Genomic DNA, 12867 nt, shown 5'->3' on the forward strand with positions numbered 1-12867 from the left:
GGCCGCGCACCCGCCGGGGCGCGTTCCTCCCCGCCGAAGCCCCCCGCCTGGGCTCACCCCACCGCCCAACTCGCGCCGCGTCTTTCTCACTTCGCGACTGGAGACCTCACCCATGACCGACCGCGAAACCCGGCCCTCCGGCCTCCATCTCGCCCTCGAAGCCGACGGGGACGGGGCCCACCCCGCCGCGTGGCGGCACTCCGGGCGTCCGCCCCGGGCGGTCCTGTCGCCAGGAGCGGTACGCGAGGTGGTCCGCACCGCCGAGGACGCCGGGTTCAGCCTCGTCACCTTCGCCGACGCCCCGCTGCCGCCCGAAGCGGGCCGGGGCGCCGCAGGCCGGCTGGAGGCCGGGACCCGCGCCTCGTACGTCTCGACGCTGACCGACCGGATCGGGCTCGCGCCCACCCTGCACGTCACCACCACGGAACCCTTCCACCTCGCCACCCAGCTGGCGAGCCTGGACCACGCCTCGCACGGCCGGGCCGGCTGGGTGGTCGGCGCGGCGGCCGGCGAGGACGACCTCGCCACCGTCGGGGAAGAGCCGCTGACCGCCGCGGAGGTGCTCCAGGAGACCGCCGACGTCATCGACACCGCCCGCGCCCTGTGGGACTCCTGGGAGGACGACGCGGTGATCAAGGACACCGCCACCGGGCGTTTCCTGGACTCGGACCGCGTGCACCACATCGACTTCGAGGGCGAGTCCTTCACCGTGAAGGGACCCCTGATCACCCCGCGTCCCCCGCAGGGGCAGGTCGTCGTCCTCGCCCCCGACGGGCCGGCCGCCGATTCGCGCGTCGACGTGGTCCTCGTCGCCCGGCCCGACCTCGCCCAGGTCGCCGCCCGCGCGGCCTCGGCACGGGAGGCGGGCGCGCCGCTGGTGTTCGCCGAGGTGGAGGTGGTCCTCGACGCCCAGACCCCGGCCGCGGACCGGCTCGCCGCACTCGACGCCGCCGCCGACTGGCCGGACACGGGCCGACTGCGCCACGTCGGCTCCCCCGAGTCACTGGTGGAGCTGCTGCGCGAACTGGCCGGTGCGGTCGACGGAGTCAGACTGCACCCGGCCGTCCTCGCCGTCGACCTGCCGGTCCTGACCGGGCGGGTACTGCCGCTCCTGTCCGAGGCCGGGCTGCGGCACCCGCCCCGGCCCGGCGACACGCTGCGCGAGACGCTCGGCCTTCCCCGTCCCACCAACCGATTCGCCGCCCCGGCGGCCACGCGCGCCTGAGGTGAGTGCCATGACCGAGCAGAATCCGAGCCCGCAGCTGCACCTCGGCGTGTTCTACACCGGCGTCGGCCCCCAGCTCGTCTGGAGCGATCCGCAGGCGCCCTCGCACACCGCCGTCGAGACGTTCGTCGAGATCGCGCGGCTCCTCGAACGCGGCCTGTTCGACGCCTTCTTCCTCGGTGAGGGCCTGCGGGTCCGGGAGAACCGCGGCAAGGTGTTCGACCTCGACGCGGCCGGCCGGCCCGACGCGATCACCCAGCTGTCCGTACTCGCCGCGGCCACCGAACGCATCGGCCTGGTGGCCACGCAGAACACCACCTACAACTACCCGGCCGACCTGGCCCGCCGGCTGGCGAGCCTGGATCTGCTCTCGGAGGGCCGGGCGGGCTGGAACATCGTCACCACCGACAACGCCTGGACCGGGGCCAACTTCCGCCACGGCGGCTGGCTGGAGCACGAACGCCGCTACGAACGCGCCGGGCAGTTCGTCGAAGCGGCCAAGGCGCTCTGGGCCTCCTGGGACCCGGACGCCGTCGCCGCCGACGGACAGGCCGCCGACTGGGCGCGCCCCGGTTCCGTCCGTCCGGTGGAACGGGACACCGACCTCGTGCGACTGCGGGCGACCGCCACCGTGCCGGGCAGCCGACAGGGGCGCCCGGTGCTGTTCCAGGCCGGGGACTCGGACGGCGGCCGCGAACTCGCCGCCCGCCACGCCGACGTGGTCTTCTCCGCCAACACCGAGTACGGCAAGGCCGTGGCCTACGCCGCCGACCTGCGCGACCGGCTGGCCCGCCACGGCCGGTCACCGAACTCGCTGCGCATCCTCCCGGGAGCCAGCGTCGTCCTCGGGGACACTCCCGCCGAGGCACGGGAGAAGGCCGAGTGGGTGCGCGGCGAGCAGATCAACGGCCCGCGGGCCCTCGCCTTCCTGGAGCAGTACTGGGGCACCGACCTGTCCGCCTACGACCCGGACGGCCCCCTGCCCGACATCGAGCCCAGCGAGGAGGAACTCGACCCTTCCCGGGGCACGATCCCCATCGAGCGCCGCAGCGGCAAACTGGCCCTCATCCAGAAGTGGCGCGACCTCGCGGCCGAACGCGGCCTGTCCATACGTGAGCTGGCGCTGGAGGTGTCGCCGGGCCACCCGTCCTTCGTGGGCACCCCCGCGAGCGTCGCCGACGAGTGGACCCGCTACGTCCGCACCCGCGCCGTCGACGGCTTCAACATCGTGCCGCACCTGCTCCCGGACTCCGTGGCCGACATCGTCGACAAGCTGGTCCCCCAACTCCAGGAGCGCGGCGTGTACCGCACCGAGTACCGGGGCTCCACCCTGCGCGAACACCTCGACCTGCCTCCGGCGGACTGAGCCGCGCGGCCCGCGGCGCGGCGAGGCGCGCCGCACCGCCCGTGGGCGACGCAGGCGAGAGCCGTTCCGGCCGGGCAGGCCGCCCGCCGGCCGGGGCGCCGTCGGATGGGCCGACGTCCCGGTGAGGAGACGCCGCCTCGGGACGAGCCCCGGACACGCGCGAGGGGCGGGGCAGCCGGTCGCCCGGCACCCCGCCCCGCTGCCCGCCCCGTCCGCGTCACGCCTTCATGTTCGCCGGGTCGACGATCTCGTCCTCGGCGGGCTGCTGGACCTCGACCTTCTTGCCGTACTCGTCGAAGGTCACGCTGTTCGGCTCGGAGCCCTTGGTCTCGGTCTTGAGGATGTACGGCTTGCCCTCGGTCGCGACGTGCATCCGCAGCTGCTTGCCGCCCTTCTGCTTCTTCAGCAGGACCGCGTCCTCGCCGCCGACCTCCTCCGTGCCGCCGCGCCGCATGCCCTGGCGCTCCGTCTTGTCCTGGTCCATGGAGGCCAGGAAGCCCTTCTTGTCACACAGTCCGGCGTCGGCTCCGTTCGCCGGCGACTTCACCCACTTGCCCGCGAGCTGGTCGGCGAGCTTCTTGCCGTCACCGCTGTTCCCGCCGCTGCCGCGCGCCGAGTTGGTCCAGAAGGTGCGGTCCCCCTTGATGAGCAGGTCCCCGCCGGAGCGCAGCAGCTCGGCCTTGGCGCCGTCACCGCTCATGGTGCCGGCGCAGTTGCCCTTGTCGTCCAGCCGGACGTCGATCCGCACCGTGTTGCCGCCCTTGACGTGCGCCGTGCCCTTCATGTGCACGGAGGGCGCCTTGTCGGTGGCGGCGACGGCCTTCGCCGCTATGTCGTCGGCCTTCTGTCCCTTGAACGGCTCGTCGGAGGAGTCGTCCCCGCAGCCGGCGAGCACCAGCACTCCCGCACAGAGAGTGCCCAGTACCGCCGGCGTCCGCTTCCTCGTCCACATCATGGTCCCGCCCCTTTCGGCCCACCGTCCGGCCGGCCTTGTCATGTTGACGCCCCGTCACGCACGTGACGTCGCAGCGCGAGTACCCAGGAGTGACCACTCTTCACAGAAGGGGCACAGAAAAATTTCCCGCGCCCCGACGGGTGTGCGCCCGCATGTCCGGCCGGCAACGGTCTGACCGCGGTGGTAGGCGTGTGGTGTGCCCGTTTCCTCCCGAACGTCCCACCTCCGACCGAGGAGCCCGTGATGGCCGGCCACGACCGACGACAGGACCACTCCGGAGACGCCAATGCCTCCCGTGCGCACTGGCTCTTCGGGGACCAGCTCGGCCCGCACTTCCTGCGCCCCGGGCCGGAGGGACCCGGCCGCGGGGCGCCCGTCGTGATGATCGAGTCGCGTGCGGTCCTGCGCCGCCGCGTCTTCCACCGGGCCAAGGCCCACCTGATCCTCTCGGCGATGCGGCACCGCGCCGCCGAACTGGGCGAACGCGCGACCTACGTGCGCGCCGAGACGTACCGGGAGGGACTGCGCGAGGCCGGCGCCGGCCCGCTCACCGTCCACCACCCCACCTCACGGGCGGCTCTGCGGCTCGTGCGGGACCTGGAAGGGGTCACCGTGCTGCCCCCGCGCGGTTTCCTCGTGGACCACGCGGACTTCCGGAACTGGGCGGGCGAGCACGGGCGCGGCGCCGAGGGCAGGGGCCTGCGGCAGGAGGACTTCTACCGCTGGGTACGCGCCCGCAACGACCTCCTCATGGAGGGCGAACAGCCGGTGGGCGGCCGCTGGAACCTCGACCACGACAACCGCGAGCCCCCGCCCCGCGGCGAGGAACACCTCGACGTGAAGGCCCCCTACCGGCCGCGCGAGGACGCCGTCGACGCACAGGTGCGCGAGGACCTGGACCGCTGGGAGCGGGAGGGCACGGTGCGCTTCGTCGGCCGCGACGGGCCGCGCCGCTTCCCGGCCACCCGGCGGGAGGCGCGCGCCGCGCTGCGCCGCTTCCTCACCGAACGGCTGCCCGCCTTCGGCCCCTACGAGGACGCGCTGCTCGCCCGCGACGGGGTGCTCGCCCACAGTCTGCTGTCCTCCTCCCTCAACCTGGGCCTGCTCGACCCGCTGGAGGTGGCCGAGGGCGCGGAGGCGGAGTACCGGGCGGGACGGGCGCCACTGAGCAGCGTCGAGGGCTTCGTGCGGCAGGTGTGCGGCTGGCGCGAGTACATGTGGCAGCTCTACTGGCACTTCGGCGAGGAGTACCGGGACCGCAACGCCCTGGACCACCACGAACCGCTGCCCGGGTGGTGGCGCGACCTGGACGCGGACGCGGTGACGGCGAACTGTCTGCGCACCGTGCTGGAGCAGGTGCGCGACACGGGCTGGACCCACCACATCCCGCGCCTGATGGTGCTCGGCTCCTTCGCCCTCCAGCGCGGCTGGGACCCCGGGCGGCTCACCGACTGGTTCCACCGCTGCTTCGTGGACGGCTACGACTGGGTCATGCTGCCGAACGTCGTGGGCATGTCCCAGTACGCCGACGGGGGCCGCATGACCTCCAAGCCGTACACCTCCGGCGGTGCGTACCTGCACCGGATGAGCGATCTGTGCGGGGGCTGCGCCTACCGGCCCGACGCACGCACCGGACCGGAGGCATGCCCGTACACCGCCGGGTACTGGGCCTTCCTGCACCGGCACCGCGACCTGCTCGCGCACAACCCCCGCACGGCGCGACCCGTGCGGGGGCTGGAGCGGTTGAAGGACCTCGACGCGCTGCTCGACCAGGAGGCCGGGCGGGGGAGCGCCGCCCCCTGAACCCGGCCTCCCGTCACGTCGGGACCCGGGCGGCTAGAGACGGCCGCTGGGAACCGTGAAGCCCGGCTTCCCGGCCGGCAGCTCCACCGTGTACTGGCGCAGGTACGTGTCCAGGTACGGGGAGCGGTCACCGGCGGTACGGACGTCGTCGGCCGGGTCGTCCAGCGCCAGCTCGATCCGCGCGTCCCTGACCTTGATGGTCTCGCCGGAGGGCGTGTCGCGCCACGAACCCGTCTGGATGGAGCCGATCTCCACGGCCAGGACGTGCCCGGCCGGGAGCGTCCAGTCGGTCGACTTCAGGTCGACGCTCAGCCGGCCCGACCGCAGCAGGGAGACCTGCTCGTCGAACATCGCGGCGGTGCCGTCCGGGGCGACGTCGTACAGCTTGAGCATGACGTTGCCCGACCCCTTGGCGTCCAGCGAGATCCGCGGGGTGCCGGTCACCCGGACCGCCTTGCGCACGGGCTGGGACCACACGAAGAAGCTCGACGTGACCGCACCGGCCGTCTGACGCCTCGCCAGCCCCTTGGCCAGGTTCTTCGGGGCGGCCGGATCGAGCGCGGGCGCGTGCTCCATGTCCCACTCGCCGGACGGCTGCGGGAGCGCCTTCGGCGCGGTCCCGCCGGACTCGGCGAGCGCCGCGCGTCCCGAGGCGCCCCCGTCGTCCACGTAGGTGCCGCCGCCCAGGGGCAGCGACACGGACCGCTCGACGACCGGCCACGTCTTCTGGGCGCGCCAGGCGCCGGTGGAGTCCTCGACGGAGTAGGCCGGGTAGCGGACCGCCGGCTTGATGCCCTTGAGGTACTGGTCGTAGAAGGAGAGCGTCTCCGCGTACCAGCCCTCGCGCCCCATGGACAGGCGCCCGTCACTCGTGCGGTCGCCACCGCGCACGTGCTCCCACTGGCCGAGCCACCCGCGCTCGGGGCCCTTGTGGTTGTCCAGGTACTCCTGCATCTCCTCGGGCTTGGTGTTGTTCTCGATGAAGCCCTGCGTGACGAACAGCGGGGTGTCCGTGCCCTTGGCCAGTTTCGCCAGGTCCCGCGAGGTCCAGTGCTTGTCGCGCTGGTCCGGTATCCGGTATCCGGCCGAGTTCTGCGTCAGGCACTCCGGGTGGCTTGCCTCCCACCGGGCGTTGGCCTGGTAGCGCGCGTCGTCGTCACTCAGCGGCGCGAGCGTCGCGATCGAGTTGTACGCGTCAGCGGTGCCGGTGACGTTCGGGCGCGGCACTCCGTTGGAGTAGATGTACTGGTACATGTCCCACACGGGCTCCTGCGCCACGACGGCCTTGAGCGCACGCTGGTCCAGGTCGTTGCCGATGAGCCCGGTGGCCGCGTCGTACGACTTGCCGTACATGCCGACCGAGCCGGTGGACCAGGGCTGCTTCGCCGCCCAGTCGATCGCCGCCCTGACGTCGGCCTGCTCGCCGGGGCCGCCCCAGTCGAGGCAGCCGGTGGAGCCGCCGAAGCCGCGCAGGTCCACCATGACGAAGGCGTAGCCCTGGTCGAACAGGTCGGTCCCCTCGACGAAGTCCTGGAAGCGGGAGGAGGGGCCGGTGTGCGTCCAGCCCTCGGGACCGGTCTGTCCCGAGTGCCCGAAGTAGGGGCCGACCGACAGGATGACGGGCACCCGCTTGTTCGGGGCCTTCTTCTCGGGCAGCAGGACGTCGGCGTGCAGTTCGGTGCCGGAGCGGTCCGAGGAGGGGAAGTAGTGCTGGGTCCAGAGGGCGCCCTGGGGGACCCGGTCGTTCTCCGCGTGGGACACGGGGGCGGTCGCGGTCCCGGTCCCGGTCGCGCCCTGCGAAGCGGTGGCGGCCTGCGGCGACCCGCCCGGCTGAGCGGCGGCGGGGGCGGTGAGTGCGCCGGTCAGGGCGAGGGTGGTGGCCAGTGCGGAGACGGCCCAGGCGGCCGCGCGACGTGCTTTCACATGCTTCTCCCGAACGTTGGGGGGCGGAGTGGTGCAAGTGGTGCCGACGGCGGAGAAGTCTATGATCGACACGGCAACGCCACAACGGCCCCTTGTTCACAGGCCAGTTATGGAATAAGTAGACCCAAACCCACTCAAGTACACGGGTGTTGGCGTCGGCTGTGGCACCGGAGCCGGAAAAGCCGGAATCCCCGGGCCGCGGCCCGGGGATTCCGGTCGTGTGCGCCCCGGAGGGCGGAGCCGCTCAGCTCGCGGCGTAGCGCTGGTACACGACACCGCTGCGGAAGCTCCGCGCGTCCGTGAGCCGCAGGCGGGGGATCACCGTGCCCTCGGGGAACAACCGCCGTCCGCGCCCCTGGACCGCCGGGTAGACGAACAGCCGGTACTCGTCCACGAGGCCGGCGGCGATCAGGGTGTGCGTCAGTGTGATGCTGCCCGTGACGACGACGTCCTTGCCTTCCCCGGCCTTGAGCGCGGCCACCGCCTCGACCGGGTCCGGGCCGAGAATCCGGGAGTTCTCCCAGCCGGGCTCCGTGAGCGTGGTGGACACGACGTACTTCTGGACCCGGTTGAGGTACGCGGTGATCCCCGAGGTGTCGGCGGTCTGCCGGGGCCAGTAGCCCCGGAAGTCCTCGAAGGTGCGCCGTCCCAGCACGAGGGCGTCCGCCTGCTCGTCCTGGCGCCGGCTCTCGGCCATGAGATCGCCCATGGAGTCGTCGCCCTGGACGGCGGGGTCGAACCAGTCGGTGAGCATCTCGATCGATCCGTCCACGGTGATGTTCTGGGTGATGGCCAGCGTGCGCATGGCGCCGCTCCTGTTCCTCGGTCCGCTGATGTCCCGCTGTCGGGCGTTCTCGGTCCGTCCGTGTCGCGCCCCGTCCATTGTGGCGAAAGCACCCGGGCCCGCCACCGCTCGCGCCGCGCGCCCGGAGGCGGGCCCACCGGCCCGGTACCGGTGGGCCCGCCTCGCGTCGCGGAGTGCTTCCTCGCCCCGAGGGGCCGCCTTCAGCCCTGTCCGGGCCGCGAGGGAGTCACCGGCGGCGGCGCGTCCGCCGCGGCGGTGCCCCAGGCCGAGGGGGCGCCGCCGACCGTGAAGTCGAGCCGGTGCCCGGCGCGCAGGTCGTCCGTGGTCAGGTAGGTGCGCTGCTGTGCCTTGCCGTCCAGCCGCACCGACCGCGTGTACCGCTGATCGGCCGAGGTACCCGGCGCCGACACCGTGAAGCGGCCGGCCGGGTAGTAGCGGCGGTCCAGCTTCAGGTCGACCCGGTCGAACACCGGCGTCGACAGACCCCACGTGTCGGTGCCCGGCTGCACCGGGTACACGCCGATCGCGGAGAGCACCATCCAGGCCGACATCGTGCCGAGGTCGTCGTTGCCCGTCATCCCCGTCGGGGCGTCGGTGAACAGGGTCAGCGCCGCGTGCACGACGTCCGTGGTCTTCCACGGCTGCCCCGTCGACAGGTAGGTGTACGGGGCGATCAGGTCCGGCTCGTTCTGCGGGTTGTACTTGTCCGCGTTGTAGTAGTCGTACGGGCCGTTGACCCACACCTCACGGGCCGTCCTCGCCGGATCGGCCACCAGCTGGTCGTAGGCGAAGAAGGAGTCCAGCCGCTGCCGCGCGGCGTCCTGACCGCCGATCAGGCCGATCACACCGGGCAGGTCCTGCGGCACCATCCACTGGTACTGCCATGCCGTGCCCTCGTGGAAGCCCTCGCTCTTCGCCGGGTCGGCCGGGCCGGTGAAGGCGCCCTGCGCGTCGCGGGCCCGGAAGAAACCGGTCGAGGGATCGAAGACCTTCCGGTAGTTCTGGGCGCGTTCGGCGTAGCGCCGCGCGTCCGCGTCGTGCCCGAGATCCTTCGCCATCCGGCTCAGCACGCCGTCGGCGAGGGCGTACTCCAACGTCGCGGAACCGCCGTGGTCGAAGTCCGAGTCCCCGGGCTTGGCGTGCGGGCGGTCCTTGACGTAGGGCGCGTACCCGTCCTTGAGGTACTGCTCGTTGGCCTCGCGGCCGACCGCCGGGGAGTCCTTCGCGGGCACCCCGTCCGCGTTCTTCCGCAACGCCCGGTACGCCTCCTCCTCGTGGCCCTTGAGCAGGCCCTGCTGATAGGCGTTGGTCAGGAAGGGGGTGACCGGGTCACCCGTCATGATGTTCGTCTCGACGGTGCCGTAGCCCCACTTGGGCAGCCAGCCGCTCTCCTTGTCCACCCGCAGCACGGACAGGGCCATGTCCCGGGACTCGCGCGGCGCGAGCAGCGACAGCAACTGCGCCTGGGTGCGGTAGGTGTCCCACAGCGACCAGTTCTGGTAGTACGTGAAACCGTCCGCCCGGTGCTTCCTCTGGTCCCAGCCGGTATAGCGGCCGTCCACGTCGCTGCCGATGTTCGGGGCGAGGAAGGACCGGTAGAGCGAGGAGTAGAAGGTGCGGCGCAGCGTCTTGTCGCCGCCCCGCGCCGCGACCAGGCCCAGCCGCTTCTCCCATGTCGTGTCCGCCGCCCGGCGGGCCTGGTCGAAGCTGCCTTGGCCCTCGGCGGCCAGGTTGCGGGCGGCCCCGGCCGCGTCCACGTAGCTGAGGGCCGTCGTCGCCTCGACGGTGCGGTCCTTGCGCGTGTCGAACCGTACGTAGGCGCCGTTGCCGGCCTCCTTGGCGGTCGAGGAGGACGAGCCCGCCGTCACCTTGCCGTCGGTCCAGGTGCCGTGGGAGGTGAAGGGACGGTCGAAACGGGTGATCGTGTAGACCGTGTAGGGCACGGTGTCCTGGCAGAACCCCCGTCCGGTGATCGCGGTACGGACCGTGCGGGAGTCGAGCACCTCGACCTTGGTCGAGACGGTCCGGTGCAGCGACTGGCCCGCGTTCAGCAGGACGTTGGCCTTGTCCGTCGCCGGGAAGGTGTAGCGCTGCTTACCGGTCCGCTCGGTCGCGGTGGCCTCCGCCCGCACGCCGTACGTCTTCAGGCCCACCCGGTAGTACCCGGGGCGCGCCTCCTCGTCGTCGTGGCTGTACGCGGAGGCGTACTTGGCGTCGTCGGTCTCGGTGACGTCCCCGGTGGTGGGAAGCACCGGCAGATCACCGCCGAGCCCGCAGCCCACGCCGGAGATGTGCGTGAGGCTCAGCCCCCTGATGTGGTCCTGCTGGTAGTCGTAGCCGGTGGTGTGGCCGGTGTCGGGGGAGAGCTGCACCATCCCGAAGGGCAGCGCGGCCCCCGGGTAGGTGTTTCCCTCGTTCTCACTGCCGATGAAGGGGTTGACGAGGTCGGTGAGGCGTTCCCGTGCCGCCCCCCGGTCGGCGGCGGCCTGCGCGGAGGGCGCGAGCAGCACCCCTCCCACGAGCGTCCCGGCGAGCAGCGCACCGGCCGCCCTCCGTCGGGATCGATGAGTCCATGACATGACGGGGCACGACCTCCAGCCGCTGAGACAACGTTGTCAAGCGGCGCCTATTCTTCGCAGCGGCCGGTGCAGCGTCAAGAGCCGGGGCGTACCGGCGGGTTGCGCTCCGCCCCCACCTCCCCGGCGCCGCCCCTTCCACCCCACCGAGGACACGCGGCCCCACCGCCGGGCGCCCGGCCGAGCGCCCCGAGCCACGGTCGGCTCCCCGGGCGCCGGGAATCGCCGCGCGGCGCCCGCCGCGGGCCGCGTGCCGGGCCGCGCCTCCGCGGGCCGACCCGGACGGACGCACGCGGTGGCGGAACCACGCGTGGTTTTCCCGGACGCGGGGCAGGCATGGCGCATGGCCTTGGACGAGCAGCCCGAGCACCTGCCCGAGTACGGGGTGACGGCGGAGTTCTACGACCTTCTCCAGGCGGAACGCGACCTGCGCCGCGTCACCCGCCTCTACCGGGATCTCGTCGCGGAGGCGAAGGTCGCCGTGCTGGACGTCGGCGCGGGCACCGGCGTCGTCACGGCGATGCTGCTGCGCCGCACCGGGGTGCTCGTGCACGCCGTCGAACCGGCCCTGCCGATGCGTACCGCCCTGCTGTCCCGGCTCTCCGCGATGGGCGCCGACCAGCGGGCCCGCGTCACGGTCCACGCGTGCGACCTCCAGGGCAGCGGGCTGCGGGAGGTCGCGGACGCCGCCGTGTGCCACAACCTCGTGGCCGGATTGGAGCCCGCCGGACGCAGGGCCCTGTGGCCCGCGCTGTACCGGGCCCTGCGCCCCGGAGCCCTGCTCGCCGTCGAGACACCCCCCTCCGTCGTTCCCGGCACCACCCGCACCTCCTCCCTGCCGCGGGTGCGGCTCGGACAGGACGTGTACGGCGCGCGCGTCGTCACGAGCCCCGACCGCGGACGGATCAGCGCCCGCTTCGAATACCACGTGCATCGCGACGGACGGGAGATCCGCGGACATGCCGAGACCTTCACCCTGTGGCCCCTCACGGCCGCGGAACTGGGCCGTGAACTGGCGGCGGAGGGCTTCGCGACGAAGTCCGTGCACGAGGGGGTCCTGCTCGCTCGCCGAGTGGAGCGGACCGGTGACTGACCGGGCTGTGCGGCCCCAACGGTTGCCGCCGGGCGAGGGACGCCAGAGGATGGGGCGACATCACTCGGCCGAGTTCAGGTTTCCCGATGGGCGAGGGATCGGAGTGCCATGCCGAAGTATTTTGTGAACTCCACGGACGACCTCACGCGGGAGGCACTGACCGGTTTCGCCCGTGCCCACCCGGAAACGGTCGTCTGGCACGAGGACGAGGGCTACCTGAGCGCCGTCGAGCGTGCGCCCGGACGGCGGACCGGCCTGGTCTCCGGCGGTGGTTCCGGGCATGAGCCCCTCCACGTCGGATTCGTCGGACGCGGGATGCTGGACGCCGCCTGTCCGGGCCAGATATTCGCCTCCCCGCACAACCGGCAGATCTTCGCCGCCTCCCGCGCGGTGGCCGGGCCCGAGGGGGTCCTGCACCTCGTGAAGAACTACACCGGCGACAAGATCAACTTCGGGATCGCCGCCGAACGGCTCGCGCGGGAGGGCATCCGCTGTGCCCGCGTGCTGATCGACGACGACCTGGCCACCGAGTCCGAGGAGGTCGCGGTCGGCCGGCGCGGCACCGGGGCCACCGTGCTGGTCGAGAAGATCCTCGGCGCGGCGGCCGACACCGGCATGGGCCTCGACGAACTGGCCGCCCTCGGCGAGGACCTCGTGGGCCGCAGCCGCAGCCTGGCCGTGGCCTCGGCCGCGCACACCACTCCGGAGACCGGCCTGCCCGCCTTCGAACTGGCGCGGGGCGATCTGGAGTACGGGGTCGGCATCCACGGCGAGCGGGCCCGCTCCACGGTCCCACAGCCCCCCGTGAAGGAGCTGGTGGCGGGTATGTCCCGCTCGCTGCTCGAGTCCCTCGGGGTGGGGGCCGGCGACTCGGTCGTCGTCCTGGTCAACGGATTGGGAGCGGTCACCTCCCTGGAGCTGTACACGGTGTACGCGGAGGTCACCGAGGTGCTCGAGGAGGCCGGGGTGCGCGTCGACCGGTCCCTGGTGGGCGACTACGTCACGGCGCTCGACATGCGCGGATTCTCCCTGACCTTCCTCAGAAGCGATCCGCGGACGGTCGGCCACTTCGACGCGCCGGCGCGTACAGCCGCCTGGTGAAACGATTCCATCGGCAGGGA

9 protein-coding genes are annotated in these 12867 nt (G+C 72.6%); 5 read left to right on the plus strand and 4 right to left on the minus strand.

The window, feature by feature from the left end; translation table 11 throughout:
* The first annotated feature begins 112 nt into the window (after nt 1-112).
* Nucleotides 113-1225, plus strand: coding sequence for an LLM class flavin-dependent oxidoreductase (locus ACFYMP_RS09105; protein ID WP_388852967.1), 1113 nt, complete (start codon nt 113-115; stop codon nt 1223-1225).
* A 10-nt stretch (nt 1226-1235) separates the two neighbouring features.
* Nucleotides 1236-2591 carry an NtaA/DmoA family FMN-dependent monooxygenase gene (locus ACFYMP_RS09110; protein WP_388852970.1) on the plus strand — a complete coding sequence of 452 codons (1356 nt, stop codon included), beginning with the start codon at nt 1236-1238 and terminating at the stop codon, nt 2589-2591.
* 217 nt (nt 2592-2808) lie between these two features.
* Here the strand turns inward: ACFYMP_RS09110 and ACFYMP_RS09115 are convergent, their stop codons facing one another.
* A complete protein-coding gene (locus ACFYMP_RS09115; RefSeq protein ID WP_388852973.1) occupies nt 2809-3546 on the minus strand; it encodes a hypothetical protein in 738 nt (245 codons plus the stop codon).
* A gap of 243 nt (nt 3547-3789) precedes the next feature.
* On the opposite strand from ACFYMP_RS09115, the gene ACFYMP_RS09120 reads away from it, so the two are divergent.
* A complete protein-coding gene (locus tag ACFYMP_RS09120) occupies nt 3790-5349 on the plus strand; it encodes a cryptochrome/photolyase family protein (RefSeq protein WP_388852976.1) in 1560 nt (519 codons plus the stop codon).
* Nucleotides 5350-5382: 33 nt separating this feature from the next.
* Here the strand turns inward: ACFYMP_RS09120 and ACFYMP_RS09125 are convergent, their stop codons facing one another.
* The 3 genes from ACFYMP_RS09125 to ACFYMP_RS09135 form a co-directional block, all read right to left on the minus strand.
* Nucleotides 5383-7272 (minus strand): CocE/NonD family hydrolase, encoded by a 1890-nt coding sequence (locus tag ACFYMP_RS09125; RefSeq protein ID WP_388852979.1) that lies wholly within the window; start codon nt 7270-7272, stop codon nt 5383-5385.
* Nucleotides 7273-7516: 244 nt separating this feature from the next.
* Entirely contained in the window at nt 7517-8077 is a 561-nt protein-coding gene (locus ACFYMP_RS09130) for a dihydrofolate reductase family protein (RefSeq protein ID WP_388852982.1), read from the minus strand.
* 200 nt (nt 8078-8277) lie between these two features.
* Entirely contained in the window at nt 8278-10656 is a 2379-nt protein-coding gene (locus ACFYMP_RS09135) for a GH92 family glycosyl hydrolase (RefSeq protein WP_388852985.1), read from the minus strand.
* Nucleotides 10657-10996: 340 nt separating this feature from the next.
* On the opposite strand from ACFYMP_RS09135, the gene ACFYMP_RS09140 reads away from it, so the two are divergent.
* Together ACFYMP_RS09140 and ACFYMP_RS09145 are read left to right on the plus strand one after the other, a co-directional pair.
* Nucleotides 10997-11746 (plus strand): class I SAM-dependent methyltransferase, encoded by a 750-nt coding sequence (locus tag ACFYMP_RS09140; RefSeq protein ID WP_388852988.1) that lies wholly within the window; start codon nt 10997-10999, stop codon nt 11744-11746.
* A gap of 108 nt (nt 11747-11854) precedes the next feature.
* Complete coding sequence (locus ACFYMP_RS09145) at nt 11855-12847, plus strand: dihydroxyacetone kinase subunit DhaK (protein WP_388852991.1); 993 nt, start codon at nt 11855-11857, stop codon at nt 12845-12847.
* Nucleotides 12848-12867 lie beyond the last annotated feature (20 nt).

The sequence above is a fragment of the Streptomyces sp. NPDC007088 genome (assembly GCF_042869355.1).
In the GTDB taxonomy this organism is placed as follows: Bacteria; Actinomycetota; Actinomycetes; order Streptomycetales; family Streptomycetaceae; genus Streptomyces.